This window comes from Agathobaculum hominis, assembly GCF_014288055.1.
In the GTDB taxonomy this organism is placed as follows: domain Bacteria; phylum Bacillota; class Clostridia; order Oscillospirales; family Butyricicoccaceae; genus Agathobaculum; species Agathobaculum hominis.
This window is the reverse complement of record NZ_JACOPK010000006.1, coordinates 58,115-78,835: the sequence shown is the minus strand read 5'-3', so window position 1 is coordinate 78,835 and position 20,721 is coordinate 58,115. Positions and strand designations below refer to the sequence as shown.

Below are 20,721 nucleotides of genomic sequence, written 5' to 3'. Positions count from 1 at the left end.
TCCTTTTATATTAAAATAAATGGTTGGCATTCAAACAGCAGAAATACCGGAAGCAGCATTTCCGCTGCGCCGCGCACGCGGCGCGGGTTATCCGAAAAAGTTTCCTCGGGAACTTTTTTGGTATCCAAGGGGGATTTACTTTACCAGCAGGCTGTGGCCCGTCATCTCGGCCGGCTGCGGCAGGCCCATCATGTCGAGCATGGTGGGAGCCAGATCCGCCAGAACGCCGCCGTCCGCCAGCTTGCCCTCGTGGCCGACCATAACGAGCGGCACGGGGTTGGTGGAGTGAGCGGTGAACGGGGTAACGCCGTCTGCGTCGAGCATCTGGTCAACGTTGCCGTGGTCGGCGGTGATCAGGCACTGACCGCCCATCTTGAGGATCGCGTCAACGACCTTGCCTACGCCGTCGTCGGTCGCTTCGATCGCCTTGACGGCTGCCTCGAACACGCCGGTATGGCCGACCATGTCGCAGTTTGCGAAGTTCAAGATGATAACGTCGTACTTGCCGGACAGGATGCGCTTGACGCACTCCTCGGTGACAGCCGGCTCGCTCATCTCCGGCTGAAGGTCATAAGTTGCGACCTTGGGAGACGGAACCAGAGCACGGTCCTCGCCCGGATACTCCTTCTCGACGCCGCCGTTGAAGAAGAACGTAACGTGTGCGTACTTCTCGGTCTCAGCAATGCGCAGCTGGGTCATGCCCAGATCGGAGATATACTCACCGAAGGTGTTCTTGAGGCTCTGCGGCTTGAAGGCGATCTCTACGCCCGGGATGGTCGCATCATACTGCGTCATGCAGACATAATGGATCTTAGGCTGTACGCGCTCGAAGCCGGTGAATTCCGGATCGACGAAGGCACGGGTGATCTCGCGTGCGCGGTCGGGGCGGAAGTTTGCGAAGATGATCGCGTCATCGTCGCGGACGGTCGCGCCCTCGGTCACGATGACCGGAACGACGAACTCGTCGGTAACGCCTGCGGCGTAGGACTTCTCCATCGCCTCATGCGCGGAAGCGGCGTGCTCGCCCTCGCCGAGCGCGATCGCCTTGTATGCCTTCTCTACGCGGTCCCAGCGGTTGTCGCGGTCCATTGCGTAGTAGCGGCCGGATACGGTCGCGATGCAGCCGACCTCGACGGCGTCGATCTTGGCCTGCAGGCGGTCGATATACTCGATGCCGGACTGCGGCGGCGTGTCGCGGCCGTCCATGAAGCAGTGGAAGCATACCTTGCGCAGACCGTTGCGGCGCGCGAGCTCGAGCAGCGCGAACATATGGTCAATGTGGGAGTGAACGCCGCCGTCGGACAGGAGGCCGAAGATGTGCAGGGTGGAATCGAACCACTTGCACTGGTTGATGGCGCTCATCAGAGCCGGGTTCTCGAAGAAATCGCCGTCCTGAATCGCCTTGGTGATGCGGGTCAGCTCCTGATATACGATGCGGCCTGCACCGATATTGGTGTGACCGACCTCGGAGTTGCCCATCTGGCCGTCCGGCAGACCGACGTCCAGACCGGATGCGCCGATATAGGTCAGCGGATTTTCAGAGAAGATCCGGTCGAGATTCGGCTTGTTTGCGGCCTCGATCGCATTGCCCTTCTTCTCCGCACGGTGGCCGAAGCCGTCCATGATGATCAGAGCGGTCGGCTTCTTCGGGCCTTCCGCCTTCTTGGCAGTGCTCCTGCGGGTCGAGGTCTTTTTCTCGGCCGTCGTCTTTGCGGCGGGCTTGCGGCCGCGCTTGGCTGCCGGCTTTGCTGCGCCCTCTGCCTCAGCCTTGGTCTTGCGGCTGCGCTTCGGCTTGGCCGGCTCCTCAGCCTTGACAACGACCGGATCCGCCAGAACGTTTACCGGTACAGCCTTTTCTGCTGCGTCGGAAGCGCCCGGCGCGGTGGTCTTTTTAATCATTCTTGTGACTCCTTTTCAGAAGTGAAAACGGACAGAAAGGGGCAACGATACCTGTCGCTGCCCCCCCTCTTCGCGATTAGCGCGGGAGGACTTCCCGTTACCGCGATCTACGCGATTTAATTACTGATTAGCTGCTTCTACGATAGTAGCGAAGTCTGCGCTCTTCAGAGATGCACCGCCGATGAGGCCGCCGTCAACGTCCGGCTGAGCCAGCAGCTCGGAAGCGTTCTTAGCGTTCATGGAGCCGCCGTACTGGATGGTGATGCCGCGGGCAGCGCGTGCGCCGTACTTCTCGCGCAGGCAGTCACGGATTGCGGAGCAAACCTCGTTAGCCTGCTCTGCGGTAGCGGTCTTGCCGGTACCGATCGCCCAGATCGGCTCGTAAGCGATGACGACCTTCTTGATGTCCTCAACAGCTACGTTCTGCAGAGCGATCTTGATCTGCTTGCGGATAACTTCCATGGTAACGTCCTGCTCGCGCTCGGTCAGGGACTCGCCAACGCACAGGATCGGGCGCAGGCCGTTCTCGAGAGCAACCTGAACCTTCTTGCCGCATGCCTCGTCGGTCTCGTTGAAGTACTGACGGCGCTCGGAGTGGCCGATGATAACGTACTTGACGCCCAGCTCCTTGAGCATGTCAGCGGAGATCTCGCCGGTGAATGCGCCGGACTTCTCGAAGTGCATGTTCTCAGCGCCGATAGCGATCTTGGAACCCTTGGCAGCCTTTACAGCAGCCTGGATATCGGTGAACGGTACGCAAAGAACCATCTCGCACCACTTGGTCTTGGAGAGGAGCGGCTTCATCTCCTCGATCAGAGCCTTTGCCTCTGCCGGAGTCTTGTTCATCTTCCAGTTGCCGGCAATGATGGTCTTACGGTATCTGCGATTCATTTTGGATATACCCCTTTCAAAAATTCAGACGATTTTCTCTTGTTCGTCCTTATCCTTTATGTATTTATACGGAGCGCGGCGTTCGCGCGCCCCGGTATAAAGCGTTTATTACTTATTGAGCAGGCACGCGATGCCCGGCAGTTCCTTGCCCTCGAGGAACTCCAGAGAAGCGCCGCCGCCGGTGGAGATATGGGTGATCTTGTCTGCAAAGCCCAGCTGCTCGCAGGCTGCTGCGGAGTCGCCGCCGCCGACGATAGTGGTAGCGGAGGAGTCAGCCAGTGCCTGTGCCATGGCAATGGTGCCCTTGGCAAGGGTGGGATTCTCGAAAACGCCCATAGGACCGTTCCAGACAACAGTCTTGGCGGACTTTACAGCGTCAGCAAAGAGCTCGCGCGTCTTTTCGCCGATGTCCATGCCCTCCATGTCGGCAGGAATTGCATCGACGGAGACGGTCTTAACGTCGATAGCTGCGTTGATGGGGTTCGGGAACGAAGCGGCAACAACGGTATCGACCGGCAGGAGCAGCTTGACGCCCTTGGTCTCAGCCTTGTTCATCATGTCCTTGCAGTAGTCAACCTTTTCTGCATCAAACAGAGACTTGCCGATGCCGTAGCCCTTGGCTGCGAGGAACGTGTATGCCATGCCGCCGCCGATGATGATGGTATCGCACTTGTCGATCAGGTTCTCGATAACGGCCAGCTTGTCGGAGACCTTGGCGCCGCCCAGGATAGCAACGAACGGACGAGCCGGGTCGCTCAGAGCCTTGCCCATGATGGAGATCTCCTTCTTGATGAGGAAGCCGCATACAGCCGGCAGGTAATCTGCGATGCCTGCGGTGGAAGCGTGTGCGCGGTGTGCGGTGCCGAAGGCGTCGTTGACGTAGATCTCAGCCATGTCGGCCATAGCCTTTGCCAGAGCTGCGTCATTCTTGGTCTCGCCCTTCTCGAAACGAACGTTCTCGAGCAGGACAGCGTGGCCCGGCTGAACCTCGGAAGCCAGCTTCTTTGCGTCCTCGCCTACAACGTCCTTTGCGAGCTTGACCTCCTGACCGAGCAGCTCGGACAGGCGCTTTGCAACCGGAGCCAGCGAGTACTTCATGTTAACCTCGCCCTTCGGGCGGCCCAGATGAGAGCACAGGATGACTGCTGCGTTGTGGCTCAGCAGGTAGTTGATGGTCTCGAGAGATGCGCGGATGCGCTTGTCGTCGGTAATGTTGCCGTTCTCGTCCTGCGGAACATTGAAGTCGCAGCGAACGATAACCTTCTTGCCGGAAACGTCGATATCCTCGACGCTCTTCTTGTTGTACTGCATAGTATATCCCTCTCCTTAGTGAAAAGTCTGTAATACAGCTGATAATATTGTATTATCCCAAATAACGAAATTTCTTAACGAAAGAATTCCGTTTCCACTACAAAATTATACTCGTAATCCGCCCTGTTCGCAAGCAAATTTGAGAAAAACCTCACCTTTCGGCAACGTTTTAGAGGATTTTTGCGTTTTGCGCCGAAAAACCGGAAAATATTCTACATTTTTCACAATTTTCTTTACTCGCGCGGCGCGCCGTAGTACGCAACAGCGATGGCGAGCGGGCCGGTATTGCTCAGAACGGACGGGCCGATCGCACAGCGGACGACGTCCTTGAAGCCGATCTCCTCGCGCATGCGCTTTTCGACCTCGGCCAGACGCTCCTCGGGCACATCGCCATAGAGCAGGATGCCGGTCTGCTTTTCCGGCTGCTGCACGCGGGCGGCGACCTTTTTGCAGATGCCTGCCGCGAGCGCCTTTTCGCCGCGCACCTTGTCGCAGACCTTGACCGCGCCGTCGTAGACAAAGCTGATCGGCTTGAGGCCGAGCGCCTCGCCGACGAACGCCGCGCCGCCCGAAATACGGCCGGATTTCTTGAGATATTTGAGCGTGTACACGCCGAGATACGCCTCGACGCGGCTCAGCCGGCTGCGGATGACGCTCGTGATCGCCTCAAAGCTTTCGCCCTGCTCGCGCATCTCGGCCGCCTTGACGACAATGTGTCCATAGATGTAGGTATAGGTGCGCGAGTCGAACACCTCGATGACCATCGCGCCCTCGCCGTGCTCCTCCTCGAACATTCCCTTCGCAAGGCAGGCCGCCTGATAGGTGCCCGAGCCGCTGCCGTTGATGATAACGCCGATGAGGTGGGTGCAGCCGCGCTCGAACGCGCGGTTGTACGATTCGAGGAACACCGCAGGCGTTGCCATCGCAGTGCTCGGGATCTCGTCGCTCTCCTCGAGCAGCCTGCAGCATTCCGCCGGGGTGATGTCATAATACTCGCGGAAGGTGCGGCCGCCGTGGCTGAGCATGATGGGCACAATCTCGATGCCGTGCTGCTCTACGAGGGCCTGCGGGATATCGGACGAGGAATCCGTCAGAATATGTATCTTCTCCATATTTTTCTCCTTTATGCCTGCGGAAACGGTCCGGCAAGCTTCAGATTTTCAAAGCCGGTCTGACGCAGCGCCTCGAAAACGAGGACAGCGACCGAGTTGGACAGATTGAGGCTTCGCGCGCCCTCGCGCATCGGAATGCGCACGCAGCGCTCGGGGTGCTCGACGAGGAGCGGCTCGGGCAGACCGCGCGTCTCCCTGCCGAACATCAGGTAGTCGCCGTCGCGGTACTCGACCTCATGATAGGCGTGAGGTGCCTTGGTCGTCGCGTAGAAGTACCGTCCGTCCGGGTTCTTTTCAAAAAAATCCTCCAGATTTTTGTACATACGGACATCGAGCAGGTGCCAGTAGTCCAGACCGGCGCGCTTCATGCGCCTGTCGTCGAGCTGAAAGCCGAGCGGTTCGACCAGATGCAGCACGCAGCCCGTCGCCGCGCAGGTGCGCGCGATGTTGCCGGTGTTCTGCGGGATCTCCGGCTCGACCAGAACGATATTGATCATTTGCTTTTTTCTCCTGAGAACGGCGGGTACGCCGTCAAAAATTTCCTCTGTTTGATGTGATGCAGCCGTCTGACAGGTCTCAGAGTCCTGCTTCCTCCTCCATCGCGCCGAGCAGCGGCGTTACCATCTGCTTTTTGCGGCTGACTACGCCGGGCAGCACGACCGAATGCTCGCCGCACTCCTTCTTGAATGCCATGCGGACAAGCTCCTGCGCGCCCTTGCCGACATAGAGCAGCTCGGTCTTTTCCTCGATGATGTTGGTCAGCATGGCGAACTGCATGGACAGTCCGCTCGTCTTGAGGCAGCTTTCCATATATTCGAGCATCTTGTCCCGGATGCCGGACAGCTCGTCCTCGCTCACGCTCGTGATCTGCGAGATCGCGATCTTGCGGTCCTGCACCTGGAAATACTTGAAGTCCATGTGGAACAGCTCGTCCATCGAGCGGTCGCGCAGGCGCGAGCTCGAGCGGAACATCTCAGACGCATACTCCCTGATGTTCAGACCCGCAATCTTCGCCAGCTCCTCGGCCGCCATGCGGTCGAGCGGCGTGCAGGTCGGCGAACGGAACATCAGCGTGTCCGACAGGATCGCCGAGCACAGCAGGCCCGCGATCTTCGGCTCGATTTCGATGTTCTTTTCGTGATACATCTGGGTGATGATGGTCGCGGTGCAGCCGAGCGGCTGATTGCGGAAATAGATCGGCCCGCTCGTCTCGACCGAGTCGATGCGGTGATGGTCGATGATCTCGACGATGTTGGTCGAGCGGATGCCCTCGGCGGCCTGATCGCGTTCGTTGTGATCGACAAGGATGACGTTCGGCCGCTCCAGATCGAGCAGATTGCGCTGCGAGAACATGCCGATGTAGCGGCCCTGCTCGTCGAGCAGCGGATAGTAGCGGATGCGCTTTTTGGAAACCGTGCGCTTGACGTCCTCGACGTTCTCCTCCGGTTCGAAGGTGATCAGACCCTTGCGGCGCATGACATGACGCACCGGAACCGCCTGGCTGATGACCTTGGCGCAGGTATATGTATCGAGCGGCGTTGCGATGATGGAAACGCCGTTTTCCGAGGCGAGCTTGCGGATGGTGCGCGAGACCTTGGCGCCGAGGCCGATGATGATGCAGCCGGCGTTCATTTCGATGGCGCACAGCTGGCTCTCGTAGCGGTTTCCGAGGATGACCATGTCGTTCGGCGCGATGTAGTCCTCGAGAACATCCGGGTTCGCCGCCGCAACAACGACGCGGCCCTGCTCGAACGGCTGCTCGAGCTCGCCGTTGACGAGCGTGCCGTCCAGAACATCGACCAGATTGCGGTAGCTGGTCTTTGCCTCGGCCAGCGCGTTCGCGTCCTGATCCTCCATGTAAAAGCGCGCGATGTCGCTCAGCGTCAGCAGTCCATTCAGATGGCGGTCCTCATCGACGACCGCAAGCGTCTGGATGTCGTTTTCGTTCATGTAGTCCCACGCGCGGCGCAGCGACATTTCCGAGTCGATGCCTGCGACCTCGCGGTACTGTACGTCGCTCAGTCGCGGCTCGAACGAGGCGATATAGCGCGGCGGCTCGACGCCGAAGTGCTCGAGGACGAATTGGGTCTCTGCGTTGACATGGCCTGCGCGGCAGGCGATATATTCTTCTCCGGTCAGCTTGCGCTTGAGGTCGGCATAGCAGATCGCGGAGCAGATCGAGTCCGTATCCGGGTTTCGGTGTCCGATAACAAAAACTGGGCTCATTTACATTTGCTCCTTCTTTTTGTGATAGGTGCCAGAGTGTTTACTAATTATAGCATTTATTTTCGCACTTCTCAACCGTCTGCGTATGATTATTCGCCTTCATTTCGCGATTTTTCACGAATTTTTTATGTCAGAACGCAAAAAACGCCTGTCCGGAAATCCGGGCAGGCGTCAGTTTGTCGATAAAGTCCGTTTTCGCGACAGCTCAGTTCAGGAAGTCCTTGAGCTTCTTCGAGCGCGACGGATGACGCAGCTTGCGCAGCGCCTTGGCCTCGATCTGGCGGATACGCTCACGGGTTACGTTGAACTCCTTGCCGACCTCCTCGAGGGTGCGGGTATGGCCGTCCTCGATGCCGAAGCGCAGGCGCAGGACCTTTTCCTCACGCGGCGTCAGCGTCTTGAGCACCTCGACGAGCTGCTCCTTGAGCAGCATGAAGGAGGCAGCCTCCGCCGGTTCCGGCGCGTCGTCGTCCGGGATGAAGTCGCCGAGGTGAGAGTCCTCCTCCTCGCCGATCGGGGTCTCGAGCGAAACCGGCTCCTGCGCGATCTTGAGGATGTCGCGCACGCGGTCTACCGGCATGTTCATTTCCTTCGCGATCTCCTCCGGACTCGGGTCATGGCCGAGCTCCTGAAGCAGCTGACGGGAAACGCGGATGACCTTGTTGATGGTCTCGACCATGTGTACCGGGATGCGGATGGTGCGCGCCTGATCCGCGATCGCGCGGGTGATGGCCTGACGGATCCACCAGGTCGCGTAGGTCGAGAACTTGAAGCCCTTGGTGCTGTCGAACTTCTCGACCGCCTTGATCAGACCGAGGTTGCCCTCCTGAATGAGGTCGAGGAACAGCATGCCTCGGCCGACATAGCGCTTTGCGATGGAAACGACCAGACGGAGGTTGGCCTCCGCCAGACGCTTTTTCGCGCGGTCGCCCGCCTTGATGTCCTTGTCGAGCTGTGCGCGCTCCTCGGGCGGGATGGCGTCGCCCTCTGCCGCGATGCGCTCGGCGGCGGCGCTGCCCTTCTGCATGCGCTCCGCGAGCGTTACCTCCTCCTCGGGCGTGAGCAGGTCGACCTTGCCGATCTCCTTGAGGTACATGCGGACCGGGTCGTCGATGGCGAAGGTCTCCGCCATGGCAGAGGTGTCGATCAGCTCCTCCTCAGGAACCTCCTCGACCGTGCCCGGCTCAAAGCTGTCGTCGTCGCCGTCGCCGAGCGCCTTTTCCAGAACGCCTTCGGTCTCGACCTCGACGCCCATAGACTCCAGCGTCTCGTACAGCTTGTCGATGTCATCGCTCTCCAGCTCGAGGTGGCTGAGCGCATCCGCCATTTCCTTGAGCGTCAGACGGCCGTTTTTCTTGCCGAGGGCGAGCAGGTCGCGCAGGACCTGCTGCTGCTCCGCCGTCTTTTCAGCGCTCTGCTGTGCCTTGTTGTTCGTCATATCGTTTGTCCTCCCGCGTTTTGGTTTTTCATGCGTCCGAACGTCAGCAGCGGGTCCTCCCCTGCCTGCGTGAGCGTTCCGTCCTTGACGCGCTGTAATCGTATCGTATTTATGTACTCCCGCAGCTCCGCGCGATGGTCGCCGGGCGGTACACCCTGCTCCAGTATTCCGGCAAGCAGGCTCATTTCACCGGTTTCGAGCTGTCCCTCGAAGGCCAGCGCATCGACAAGGCTGCCGCTGCGGTCCAGCTCGAGCACACGCTCGTATATCTTACGCAGAACCGGGGCGGAAAACCACGCCGCCGGCAGCTGTTCTTCCACGCTGTGTATCAGCTTCTGGTCGGTGAACAGCAGACGGAGCACGTTTTCCTCGGCCTTTGCGCTTTTCACATCGGCATAGGCGAGCGTCCGGTCCTTCGGCTGCGCAAGGCCGACCGGCGAGCGGATCTCGCGCCGCTCTGCGGCGCGGCGCCGTTTGCGCTGAATGCCGAGCTCGCGCCGCACCTCGACCGCCATCGCCTCGGGCGTGACGCCGGCCATTTTCGCCGCGCGCCCTGCATAGACCTCGCGCTCGATCGAGCTTTCGATGCCGGCGAGCATGCGCGCCGCGTCTTTCAGGAACAGCACGCGCGCCTCATCGTCCTCAAGGTCGTATTTCGCCGCGATCTGCTCGATGCGGAACGCATTGTGATCCTCGCTGCGCTCGATGAGTGCACGGAACGCCGCCGCGCCCCGCGCCTTGATGAACTCATCCGGGTCCTTCGCACCCGGAATGCGCAGCACCTTGACCTGAAGGTCGCACCTTTTCAGGATGTCGATGGCGCGCTGCGCCGCAGACTGACCGGCGCCGTCCGCGTCATACGAGATCACGATGCGCTCGGTATGCCGCGCGATGATGCGCGCCTGCTCCTCGGTCAGCGAGGTGCCGAGCGAGGCCACCGCCGAGTCAAAGCCTGCCTGATGCAGGGCGATGACGTCCATATAGCCCTCGGCAAGGATAAAGTAGTCGTTTTTCGTCGTTTTGGAAAGATTGAGCGCAAACAGATTGCGGCTCTTGTGGAAGATCGGCGTCTCGGGCGAGTTGAGGTATTTCGGCTTGGAGTCGTCCATGACGCGGCCGCCGAAGGCGATGACGTTGCCCCGCACATCTATGATTGGGAACATCACGCGGTTTCGGAAGCGGTCGTAGATGCGCCCCTTCTCGCTGCGGCTGACAAGGCCCGCGTCGAGCAGCTCGTCGCGCGTATACCCCTTCGCCGTCATCGCGTCCATAAGCGCATGGAACGAGTCGGGCGCATAGCCGAGACCGAACCGGTTCATCGTGCGCCGCGACAGGCCGCGGCCGATGAAATACTGCTGCGGCGCGCGGTTTTCCGGCCTCCACAGCGTATCGTAGTAAAACCGTGCGGCGTCCCTGCACAGGGCATACAGACGGTCGCGGTGCCGCGCGGCGCGGCGCTCCTCCTCGCCCTGCTCGGGCACCTGCATGCCTGCCCGGTCGGCCAGATAGCGCACCGCATCGGGGAACGACAGTCCCTCGGCCTTCATCACGAACGTGATGACGCCGCCGCCCGCGCCGCAGCCGAAGCAGTGGAAGATCTGCTTGTCGGGCGAGACCGAGAACGAGCCGGTCTTTTCGTTATGGAACGGACACAGGCCAAAGTAGTTCGCGCCGCTCTTTTTCAGCTGCACATACTGCGAGACCACGTCCACGATGTCGTTTCGCGCGGACAGCTCGTCCAGAAAGATACGGTCAAACGGCACAGAACTCACCTCCGATCAGTCCGTTTTGCTCCAGCTGTTCGGAATGAACAGCCGGCGGAACACCGCGATCGAGTAGCGGTCGGTCATGCTCGCAATATAGTCGCACACGACCCGCTCGAGCGGCTCTCCCTTCGTCATCAGTACAAAATAATCATCCGGCATCTCATCGGGATGCTCGGCAAAATAGCGGTAAAGGCTTTGCAGCATGGTCCGCGTGCGCGTTTCCTCGCGCCGGACCTCAGGACTGCGGTACACATGCTCGAACATGAACTGCCGCAGCTCCATCATATCGTCGTGCACGGCGCGGTCCATGCCGATCTCGCAGTATTGCAGGCCGTAGTCGATCATCGCGGTCACGAGCGTATCGATGCGCGTGCCGTGCGAGGCGCCGAGTCTCGTGCGCAGATGCGCCGGGATGTCGCTCTCGCGGATGATGCCGCCGCGCACCGCGTCGTCGATGTCGTGATTGATGTAGGCGATGCGGTCAGCGAAATGGATGATGCGCCCCTCGGGCGTTGCCGCCTTGCGGCTGCCCGTGTGGCAGACGATGCCGCCCCGCACCTCGCGCGTCAGATTGAGATTTTCGAGCAGATCCACAAGCCGCAGGCTCTGCTCGTTGTGGCGGAAGCCCTGCGGACAGACCTCATTGAGCGCGCTCTCTCCTGCATGGCCGAAGGGCGTGTGGCCGAGATCGTGGCCGAGCGCGATCGCCTCGGTCAGATCCTCGTTCAGGCCGAGCGCCCGTGCGATCGTCCGCGCGATCTGCGCCACCTCGAGCGTGTGCGTCAGGCGGGCGCGGTAGTGGTCGCCCTCGGGAGAAATGAAAACCTGCGTTTTGTTGGACAGGCGGCGAAACGCCTTGCTGTGCAGGATGCGGTCGCGGTCGCGCTGAAAGCAGGTCCGGTACGGACAGGGCTGCATTTCCTGCTCGCGTCCCGCGCTTTCGTCGGCAAACGTCGCCCACGGCGAAAGAATGTCGTGCTCGCGCGCCTCCAGCTGTTCGCGTATGGTCATGATATTTCCTCCCCGCTTGTCGAGAAAGTCCATTTTGGTGATGCTGCCGCTGTCGCGCGACAGCGCGCATTGAAACAGCAATCACGAAGTGATTGCATCAAAACCGGGGGCGTGCACCTCGGTTTTGATACCTCTGGAGGGAGAAAGTTTCCGCATGGGAACTTTCGGACGACTTGTGTTCTGCGCCAGTCAGAACACAGATTGTCGGAAAAACGAAGTTTTTCGACAGTCTTAATACTTCCTCCCAGCTATGCAGAAAAGGTCATATTATATATATACCGCGCCGGGTCTCGAAAATCTTTTTATTTCCGAAATTTTTTTGAAAAATTCTGCGCGGCTTTTTTCGCCGTCCCTCACTTCACGCGCCGTCCCATGAATTTCGTCTCCATGACCTCGGCATAGACCGTGCCGGCGGTCGCCTCCGCGAGACCGGCGTTCAGCCTGTCCTCGCCGCCTGCCGGCAGAGTCACGGTCAGCGTGACGTCCGCGCCGTAGTCGGTCTCCTCGACCGCACAGTCATACTCCGGCAGCAGATGGGTCACGATGTCGTACAGATTGTACGGGCACGCGATGAGCGCGACGGTATACAGGCTCATGCGCTGCACGCCCGCCGCTGCGACAGCGACCTGCGCGCCCTGCGTGTACGCGCGGACAAGGCCGCCCGTGCCGAGCAGGATGCCGCCGAAATAGCGCGTGACGACGCACACGCAGTCGGTCAGATTTTCGTGCCGCAGCACCTCGAGGATGGGCATGCCGGCCGTGCCCTGCGGCTCGCCGTCGTCCGAATAGCGCATGACGTTGCCCTCGCGCAGGATGTAGGCGTAACAGTTATGCGTCGCGTCCCAGAAGGTCTCGCGCATCTCCTTGATCTTCGCCACCGCCTGCTCCGCTGTTTCCACGTGCCACAGCCGTCCGGTGAATTTGGAGCGTTTTTCTTCGAATTTATCCTCGCCGAAGTCGGCAAAAGGCACAAAGTAGTCTTTTTCCATCAGCCGTTCCTTTGCATAATCAGGAAATCTCTTTTACTCGTTGTCGATGATATAGGCGGAAACCCTGCCGCAGGTCTTGTCGTCCACGACCGCCTCGACGACCGTTCCCTCGGCAGCATAGTCGGTGGACTCGATCTGCGCCTCCCGGTGCAGCATATCGAGCACCGCGCCGTCGCTGTACGGGATGCACAGACGGACCCTGTGCTTTCCCTTGCCGAGCGCCTTCTCGATGGCGGCGAGCAGGGCGTCCACGCCCTCCCCGGTCTTTGCCGAGATCTTAACGCCCTCGTCCGGGCGGAAGAACGGGATGACGTCCGGGTCGCACTTATCCGCCTTGTTGTAGACCATGAGGCGCGGAATATCCTGCGCGCCGAGCTGCGCGATGACCTTGTCGACCGTTTCCGCCTGCACCTGCCAGTCCTCGTCGGAAACATCCACGACGTGAAGCAGCAGGTCGGCATAGGCAAGCTCCTCGAGCGTCGCCTTGAACGCCGAGACCAGATGATGCGGCAGCTTGCGGATAAAGCCTACCGTGTCGGACAGCAGGATCTCCTGCGTGTCGGAAATGCGCTTTTTGCGCGTGGTCGGGTCGAGCGTATCGAACAGGCGGTCATTCGCCTCGATACCGGCGCCGGTCAGCGTGTTCAGGAGCGTACTCTTGCCCGCGTTCGTGTAGCCGACGATGGCGACCATAGGCAGCTCGGTCTTTTTGCGCTGGCGGCGCTGCACCGCGCGCACCTGCCGCACCTGCTCGAGATCGCGTCTGAGCTTGTCGATGCGGCTGCGAATATGACGGCGGTCGCTCTCGAGCTTGCTCTCGCCGGGGCCTCGGGTACCGATGCCGCCGCCGAGGCGGCTCATCACCTTGCCCATGCCGGCCAGACGGGGCAGGATATACTGATACTGCGCCAGCTCGACCTGTAATTTGCCCTCGCCCGTCCGGGCGCGCTGCGCGAAAATATCCAGAATGAGCGCGGAGCGGTCGAGCACCGTGCGTCCGGTCAGCTCCTCAAGATTGCTCATCTGCGAGGGCGACAGCTCGTTGTCGAACAGGATAAGGCTCGCGTCGTTCGCCTCGGCGAGCGCCTTGACCTCCTCGGCCTTGCCCTCGCCGATGAACGTGCGTGCGTCCGGGGCCGGGCGGCGCTGGAGCGTCATGGCGACCGCCTCCGCGCCTGCGGTCTCCGCCAGCGCGCGCAGCTCGTCCATCGTGCGCTCGTCCGCCGCCTGATCGGCGTTGAAGCCCGGGCAGGACAGACCGACCAGAACGGCGCGCTCGACCTGCTTCTCTTCAGTTTCGTTGGTAAACGGCATGGTAAATCTCCTCCCTGCTGCTCTCGTGCGTGTTTGTTCTCCCTATACTTAAGGCAACACCGCACAATGAAAGCTGCGGCGCTTTGCGGAAATTTTGTGGTACTATAAGCATAGAAAAAAGGAAATCTTCTTCGCTGCGGTCCGGTTCCGCAGCGTTTTTTATATCCGGAAACCTGCTGCGGTCAGCGTCTATGTTTCACTCGCAGGCTGAACAGCACCACCGCCGCGCTCACCAGCGCACCGGCAATCCACAGCCACGGCGCCGGAAAGACTGCCTCCAGCCCTGCAAAAGGGCCCATCAGCAAAAGCACGACAGCGAGCAGCAGGCTGCTGTTCCAGTCGAACCGGGCAGCCGCGAAGCCTGCCATGAATACGAAAAACAGAACGGTGTATGCTGTGATGCCGGCGTTCGGTACTTTTCTGCTGTACAGCAGCCAGTATCCGATATATAAAAGCGTGACAGCAAAGCAGAGCCATTGTACCGGCGTCGTTCTGCCGTGAAAAAGGAACCGGATATTGACAAGGGACGCGGCCGCATGCGCGGCGAACAGTCCCAGAGGCGACACGAGGTTTCTACGCATTTCAAACACCTCCGCAGCTTCCGTTTTACAAAAATCACTTGATGTACAACGAAAAAGCCACCGAACGCATAACGTTTCGATGGCTTTTCGCATTACTTATCCAGATTGAAACGCTTCTTGAAGCGATCAACACGTCCGCCGGTGTCTACCAGCTTCTGCTTACCCGTGAAGAAGGGGTGGCACTTGGAGCAAACGTCAACGACGATATTCTCCTTGGTGGAGCCGGTCTCAATGACATTGCCGCAGGCACAGCGGATCGTGGTCTGCTTGTACTCGGGATGGATGCCCTGTTTCATGTTGTTTCACCTCTTTCCACGGATATGTTTACATATCTCCAACAGTCGTAAAATTATCTTACCACAGGTTTAGATAAAATGCAAGCATTATTTTTCATAAATTAAATTTTCTTCTTTCCAGCCCTCGAGCACGGGGATCATGGAAGACGCCAGCTTCTTTGCGCCTGCCAGGTCATGCAGCAGATAGTTGCCGCATTCGATGCGGCTCGCGCCCGGGATCTCGCCTTCATAGGCCGCGATGAACGCCATGCTCTCCTGCACGAGCGCGATCGCGTCGGACGGCTTCATGTCGCGCACGAGGAAGTAAAAGCCGGTCTGGCAGCCCATCGGGCCGCAGTAGATGATGCTGTCCGCAAAACGGGAGTTGCGCGCATAGGTCGCGAACAGGTGCTCAAAGGTATGGCCTGCGGCAGGCTCGATATAGGTGCCCGCGTTCGGATAGACCATGCGGATGTCATAAGTGGTGATGTCGCCGTCGATGCGCGAGGTGTACATACCCGGCTTCAGCTTGTCGTGATTTACCTCAAAGCTTGCAATTCTTTTCATGCCTTTTTCTCCTTTTCAGTTCCAAGAAAACGAAGTTCGGTGCGGTATTCGCGCCAGAGCAGGATATACGAGATGAAGAACGACGCAACCTCCGCGATCGGGAACGCATACCAGACAGCATTCAGGCCGAACTGCTGACCCAGTATCCACGCCGCCGGAAGAATGACGACGAGCTGACGGCAGACCGACACGATCAGACTGTTCATGCCGCGCGCGGTTGCCTGGAACAGCGTCGAGTTGATGATGCCGAAGGCCGCGCCGAGGAACGACAGGCTGATAGTCTTGAGCGCCGGAACGCCGACCTCGATCATCTCCTGTGCGGCCGCCGCGTCCGTCCTGTCCACGAACAGCATGAGCATCTGCTCGGGCAGCAGCTGGAACAGCACCAGACCGAGCGCCATGATAACGACCGCTGCGGTCAGCGTGATCCGGTACGCGCCCATCAGACGCCGGCGGTTGCGTGCGCCGTAGTTATAGCCCATGACCGGCAGCGCGCCCTGGTTGAGGCCGAACACCGGCATGAATACGAAGGTCTGGAGCTTGAAATATACGCCGAGGACGTTGACCGCCGTCTGCGAAAACGCGATCAGAATGCCGTTCATGCCGGCGGTCATGACCGAGACCACGCTCTGCATGACGATGCCTGGCAGACCGACGCGGTAGATGTCTCCGACCGTGCCGCGGTTCCATTTGAACGCCTTCATATTGACGTTCAGCACCTTCTGATGGCGGAACACGCCCCAAAGGCCGAGCGCCATGCCGAAGATCTGGCCGATGACGGTCGCGAGCGCCGCGCCGCGGATGCCCAGCTCCGGGAACGGGCCGATGCCGAAGATCATCAGCGGGTCGAGGATGATGTTGATGATCGCGCCGGCCAGACCCTGACACATCGGGATGATCATGTTGCCGCCCGACTGCTGGATCTTCTCGCACATCATGGAGATAAGCACGAAAATGCTCATGCCGACCGCGATATGCGAATACTGGATCGCAAAGGTCGAAACCGCCTCGCTCGCACCGAATGCGCCGACGAATACACCCGACAATCCCCAACCGAGGATGAAGAACGCGATACCGCCGACGACTGCCAGCGCCACGCCGTGTTCCGCCGCCAAGTCCGCCGCCTCCTGCCTTCTTTCGCCCAGACGGCGCGCGATGAGCGAGTTTACACCCACGCCTGTGCCGACGCCGATCGCAACGACCAGCATCTGGAGCGGATAGACGAGCGAGACCGCCGCAAGCGCATCCTGCGAGTACTTCGCGACAAAGATGCTGTCGACGATGTTGTACAGCGCGTTGATGATCATGGAGATCATCGCCGGCAGCGCCATCGAAAAGATCAGCGGCCCCATTTTCGCGGTTCCCATTTTGTTCTGCTGTTCCAAATTTACCCTCCTTAGACAAACAAACCGCGTCAGATATGCGGTATCTGACGCAGTCGGTGATTTATCCCTTCTTATGTATAGTGTAAGACATTATCCTGCATAATGCAAGAGTTTTCGCTGCATTTCTGCAAAACCGTGTTTTTGTCCAAACCGCAGCATTCTTCCGCCGCTCCCTACAGCTTTCCGTCAAGCTCGTCGAACGAGCGCTCGACAAAGATGTCGCTGACGCTTCGAAGCTCGGCTTCCCCGTCGGCGTAGGCCGCCTCCGCCATGCCGCACAGCTGAAAGCCTGCCCTGTGCGCAGTGACGCCGGCATAGGGCGCGTCCTCGAACACCATGCACTCCGCCGGGGCAAGGCCGAGACGGCGCGCGGCCTCCAGATAAATATCCGGTTCGTATTTGGGTACGCCCACATCCTCGATCGTAAGCATGAACGAGAAATACTGCATCATGCCGCGGTCAAGGAGGGCCTTTTCCGCGTGTCGACGCGCGGTCAGCGTCGCGATCGCCATTTTTACGCCCTTCCTGCGCATCCGCTCAAGAAACTCGATTACGCCCGGCTTTGGCTTTGCGATGGTCTCATAGCGCGAGGTGATGAGCTCGTCCATGCCGTCCAGCATCTGCTCGCGCGTCAGCGGCAGCTCGGGATGGCGTGCGAGAAAGTAATCCGCGACCTGCGGCTGCGAAAAGCCCTCGCACGCCGCAAAATCCTGATCTGTGATATGCAGGTCAAACTGCTTGAGGTAGTTCTGCGTCAGGCGTTTCCAGACCGGCATCGAGTCGAGCAGCGTGCCGTCCATGTCGAAAATCGCACCTTTGATATTCTGCATTGGGATTATTCCTTTCGGGGAAGGCGAAGCGCGTTTCCCTGCTTACTTGGTTTTTCTGTCGATAAAGCGCGGCTTGAGCTTGGAGTACAGGATCTTCTGCTCGCTGTACAGGCCGTAGTAGCCGCTGAGCATGTACGCCACCGTGACGGGCAGCGCGAAAAGCGCCAGGCTATCGCCGCCGAACAGCTCATAAGCGAGCAGCAGCGACGTCAGCGGCGAATTCGTCACGCCGCAGAACACGGATACCATGCCGAGACCGGCGGCGAACGATGCACTGAGGCCGAACAGGCCGCCGTAGGCCGCGCCGAACGTCGAGCCGATGAACAGCACGGGCACGATCTCGCCGCCCTTGTAGCCGACGCCGATCGTGACAGCGGTCATGACGAGCTTGATGAAGCAGGCTGCATACGAGGCCTCGCCCGCCATCGCGCGTTCGATGACCTGCGTGCCCGCGCCGTTGTAGTCGCGCGTGCCGAGCAGCAGCGTCAGCACCACAACGGCCGCGCCGCCGGCGGCGATGCACACATAGCGGTTCGGGAACCACTTCTTGAACAGATGGCCGACGTTATGGAACACGATGCACACGAACGCCGCAAGACCGGCGCACGCCACGCCGAACAGCAGCAGCTTCGCGATCAGCAGCGCGTCCGCCTCCTGCGGAATGCCGGAAACGGAAAACGCCGTCGCCTCGCCGCCGAGAAAAAGCGAAAACCGCTGCGCGATGACCGACGCGAGCACGCACGGCAGCAGCGCCGCGTAATACATCACGCCCACGCTCACGACCTCCATCGCGAACACGCTCGCCGCGAGCGGCGTGCCGAACAGCGCCGCAAAGCCTGCCGCCATGCCGCACATGGTGATCGTGCGCGAATCCTTATCGTCGAGATGCATGAGGTGGCCGATATTGCCCGAGATCGCGCCGCCGAGCTGAATGGCCGCGCCCTCGCGGCCTGCCGAGCCGCCGCACAGATGGGTCAGCACCGAGGTGATAAAAATGCTCGGCGCGAGCCGCAGCCGCACCGGATGGTCCCTGCGCACCGAGGTGAGGATAAAATTCGTGCCGCGCTCGAGCGGCATATCCATCCGGCTGTACCAGAACGCGATGAACAGACCGGCGAGCGGCAGAAAATACAGCGTCCACCCGTGTTCGGTGCGCATTTCGGTCGCCCAGCCGAGCGCGTGATGGAAGGCCGCGCCGACTGCGCCGGCCACGAGGCCGATGATGATCGAGAAGATGCACCAGCGGATAAACGCGCCGAGATTGCGCCTGATGCGGTAATATGCGCCGTAGATACGGCGAAGCAGTGCCTTTCTGTGCGACATGCCGTTCGTCCCTTTCTGTTTCTCTCTTTTTCCGACAATCTGCGTTCCGGCTGCGCAGAACACGAGTCGTCCGAAAGTTCCCATGCGGAAACTTTCTCCCTCTTAAAGTATGAAAACCGAGGTACACGCCCCCGGTTTTCATGCGTTTGCACAGCAACCGCTTTTTAATGCGCGCTGCCGCGCGATGATTTCTTTGTGTGACAATGGTCTGTCTCAGCAGACCGCTTTCCTGCTCAGAAACGCCGCTGTTCCCGAATTATTTGCTGGTGGAAGCGGTCTCCTTGAGAACGACGTCGTGCGCGCCGCCCTCGACGATGGAGGTAGCGGAAACGAGCGTGATCTTCGCCTTCTGCTGGAACTCCGGAATGGAGAGCGAGCCGCAGTTGCACATGGTCGAGCGGACCTTGCTCAGCGTCAGGCCGAGGTTGTCCTTCAGAGAGCCTGCATACGGAACGTAGGAGTCAACGCCCTCCTCGAAGGACAGCTTCTTGTCGCCGCCCATGTCGTAGCGCTGCCAGTTGCGGGCACGGGCAGAACCCTCGCCCCAGTACTCCTTCATGTAGCTGCCGTTGATGTTGACCTTGTTCGTGGGCGACTCATCGAAACGGGAGAAGTAACGGCCGAGCATGAGGAAGTCCGCACCCATCGCGAGCGCGAGCGTGCAGTGGTAGTCATGAACGATGCCGCCGTCCGAGCAGATCGGGATGTAGATGCCGGTCTCCTCGAAATACTCGTCGCGTGCTGCCGCAACCTCGATCAGCGCGGTAGCCTGACCGCGGCCGATGCCCTTCTGCTCACGGGTGATGCAGATGGAGCCGCCGCCGATGCCGACCTTGATGAAATCCGCGCCTGCCTCAGCGAGGAAACGGAAGCCCTCGCGGTCAACGACGTTGCCCGCGCCGACCTTTACGTCGTCGCCGTACTTCGCGCGTACCCATGACAGGGTGCGGCTCTGCCACTCGGAGAAGCCCTCGGAGGAGTCGATGCACAGAACGTCCGCGCCTGCCTCGACCAGAGCCGGAACGCGCTCTGCGTAGTCGCGGGTGTTGATGCCTGCGCCGACCACATAGCGCTTGTGCTGGTCGAGCAGCTCGAGCGAGTTTGCCTTGTGGCTGTCGTAGTCCTTGCGGAATACCATGTAGACGAGGTGCTGCTTGTCGTCTACGAGCGGCAGGGAGTTGAGCTTGTGGTCCCAGATGATGTCGTTTGCCGCCTTGAGGCTGGTGTCAGCCGGAGCGGTGATGAGCTTGTCGAACGGGGTCATGAATTCCTCGACCTTGACGTCGCGGCTCATGCGGGAAACGCGGTAGTCGCGGCTCGTGACGATGCCGAGCAGCTTGCCGTTCGCGGTGCCGTCGTCGGTGACAGCCATGGTGGAGTGACCGGTGCGCTCCTTGAGCGCCAGTACCTCGGCGAGGGTGGTCTCCGGCTTTACGTTGGAGTCGGAAACGATAAAACCTGCCTTGTAGCTCTTGACGCGCGCGACCATGGCCGCTTCGCTCTCGATCGACTGCGAGCCGAAGATGAACGAAATGCCGCCCTCCTGCGCCAGCGCGATCGCCATGCGGTCATCGGATACCGCCTGCATGATCGCAGACACCATCGGGATGTTGGCATAGAGTGCAGACTGCTCACCCTTTTTGAATTTTACGATCGGGGTGCGCAGGCTGACATTCGCCGGCATGCACTCCGCCGAGGAATAGCCCGGCACCAGCAGATATTCATTGAAGGTATGAGAGGGTTCACTGAAATAATACGCCATGTCGTTATAGCTCCTTTTCTCCGTTCCGGTTATATATGAAT

The 20,721-nt window shown here is 60.0% G+C and carries 19 protein-coding genes; all 19 read right to left on the bottom strand.

The annotated features are described in order from the left end of the window. Nucleotides 1-5: 5 nt before the first annotated feature. Nucleotides 6-128 carry a hypothetical protein gene (locus tag H8S02_RS12715; RefSeq protein WP_279287286.1) on the bottom strand — a complete coding sequence of 41 codons (123 nt, stop codon included), beginning with the start codon at nt 126-128 and terminating at the stop codon, nt 6-8. Nucleotides 129-135: 7 nt separating this feature from the next. Continuing rightward, the gene (gene gpmI, locus H8S02_RS07715) at nt 136-1,899 is read right to left on the bottom strand and encodes a 2,3-bisphosphoglycerate-independent phosphoglycerate mutase (protein ID WP_186970037.1); all 1,764 of its coding nucleotides are present in this window, start codon (nt 1,897-1,899) and stop codon (nt 136-138) included. A 120-nt stretch (nt 1,900-2,019) separates the two neighbouring features. After that, nucleotides 2,020-2,790: a triose-phosphate isomerase gene (gene tpiA / locus H8S02_RS07710; protein ID WP_110435367.1), complete on the bottom strand. Its 771-nt coding sequence runs from the start codon at nt 2,788-2,790 to the stop codon at nt 2,020-2,022. Nucleotides 2,791-2,898: 108 nt separating this feature from the next. After that, on the bottom strand, nt 2,899-4,101 hold the full coding sequence (locus H8S02_RS07705) for a phosphoglycerate kinase (RefSeq protein ID WP_186970036.1): 1,203 nt from the start codon (nt 4,099-4,101) through the stop codon (nt 2,899-2,901). Between the two features lie 233 nt (nt 4,102-4,334). Beyond that, nucleotides 4,335-5,213, bottom strand: coding sequence for a DegV family protein (locus H8S02_RS07700; protein WP_186970035.1), 879 nt, complete (start codon nt 5,211-5,213; stop codon nt 4,335-4,337). Between the two features lie 11 nt (nt 5,214-5,224). Next, the gene (gene trmL / locus H8S02_RS07695) at nt 5,225-5,710 is read right to left on the bottom strand and encodes a tRNA (uridine(34)/cytosine(34)/5-carboxymethylaminomethyluridine(34)-2'-O)-methyltransferase TrmL (protein WP_118685615.1); all 486 of its coding nucleotides are present in this window, start codon (nt 5,708-5,710) and stop codon (nt 5,225-5,227) included. A 79-nt stretch (nt 5,711-5,789) separates the two neighbouring features. Further along, entirely contained in the window at nt 5,790-7,439 is a 1,650-nt protein-coding gene (locus H8S02_RS07690; RefSeq protein ID WP_186970034.1) for a putative manganese-dependent inorganic diphosphatase, read from the bottom strand. A 205-nt stretch (nt 7,440-7,644) separates the two neighbouring features. After that, nucleotides 7,645-8,877 (bottom strand): RNA polymerase sigma factor RpoD, encoded by a 1,233-nt coding sequence (rpoD, locus tag H8S02_RS07685; RefSeq protein ID WP_186970033.1) that lies wholly within the window; start codon nt 8,875-8,877, stop codon nt 7,645-7,647. Further along, the gene (gene dnaG, locus H8S02_RS07680; protein ID WP_186970032.1) at nt 8,874-10,640 is read right to left on the bottom strand and encodes a DNA primase; all 1,767 of its coding nucleotides are present in this window, start codon (nt 10,638-10,640) and stop codon (nt 8,874-8,876) included. The genes rpoD and dnaG overlap by 4 nt, the downstream gene beginning before the upstream one ends. Before the next feature lie 15 nt (nt 10,641-10,655). Next, nucleotides 10,656-11,654, bottom strand: a complete 999-nt coding sequence (locus tag H8S02_RS07675; protein ID WP_186970031.1) for a deoxyguanosinetriphosphate triphosphohydrolase — start codon at nt 11,652-11,654, stop codon at nt 10,656-10,658. A 353-nt stretch (nt 11,655-12,007) separates the two neighbouring features. Next, nucleotides 12,008-12,643 (bottom strand): YigZ family protein, encoded by a 636-nt coding sequence (locus tag H8S02_RS07670; RefSeq protein ID WP_186970030.1) that lies wholly within the window; start codon nt 12,641-12,643, stop codon nt 12,008-12,010. A gap of 33 nt (nt 12,644-12,676) precedes the next feature. After that, nucleotides 12,677-13,957, bottom strand: a complete 1,281-nt coding sequence (hflX, locus tag H8S02_RS07665; protein WP_186970029.1) for a GTPase HflX — start codon at nt 13,955-13,957, stop codon at nt 12,677-12,679. Nucleotides 13,958-14,139: 182 nt separating this feature from the next. After that, complete coding sequence (locus tag H8S02_RS07660; RefSeq protein WP_186970028.1) at nt 14,140-14,538, bottom strand: hypothetical protein; 399 nt, start codon at nt 14,536-14,538, stop codon at nt 14,140-14,142. A 92-nt stretch (nt 14,539-14,630) separates the two neighbouring features. After that, entirely contained in the window at nt 14,631-14,834 is a 204-nt protein-coding gene (gene rpmE, locus H8S02_RS07655; RefSeq protein WP_031475830.1) for a 50S ribosomal protein L31, read from the bottom strand. Between the two features lie 87 nt (nt 14,835-14,921). Continuing rightward, nucleotides 14,922-15,380 (bottom strand): S-ribosylhomocysteine lyase, encoded by a 459-nt coding sequence (locus tag H8S02_RS07650; protein WP_118685623.1) that lies wholly within the window; start codon nt 15,378-15,380, stop codon nt 14,922-14,924. Next, nucleotides 15,377-16,747, bottom strand: coding sequence for an MATE family efflux transporter (locus H8S02_RS07645; protein WP_186970027.1), 1,371 nt, complete (start codon nt 16,745-16,747; stop codon nt 15,377-15,379). The genes H8S02_RS07650 and H8S02_RS07645 overlap by 4 nt, the downstream gene beginning before the upstream one ends. A 191-nt stretch (nt 16,748-16,938) precedes the next feature. After that, nucleotides 16,939-17,595 carry an HAD family hydrolase gene (locus H8S02_RS07640; RefSeq protein ID WP_186970026.1) on the bottom strand — a complete coding sequence of 219 codons (657 nt, stop codon included), beginning with the start codon at nt 17,593-17,595 and terminating at the stop codon, nt 16,939-16,941. 42 nt (nt 17,596-17,637) lie between these two features. Then, nucleotides 17,638-18,918 (bottom strand): chloride channel protein, encoded by a 1,281-nt coding sequence (locus tag H8S02_RS07635; RefSeq protein WP_186970025.1) that lies wholly within the window; start codon nt 18,916-18,918, stop codon nt 17,638-17,640. 256 nt (nt 18,919-19,174) lie between these two features. After that, on the bottom strand, nt 19,175-20,680 hold the full coding sequence (locus H8S02_RS07630) for an IMP dehydrogenase (protein WP_186970024.1): 1,506 nt from the start codon (nt 20,678-20,680) through the stop codon (nt 19,175-19,177). Nucleotides 20,681-20,721 lie beyond the last annotated feature (41 nt).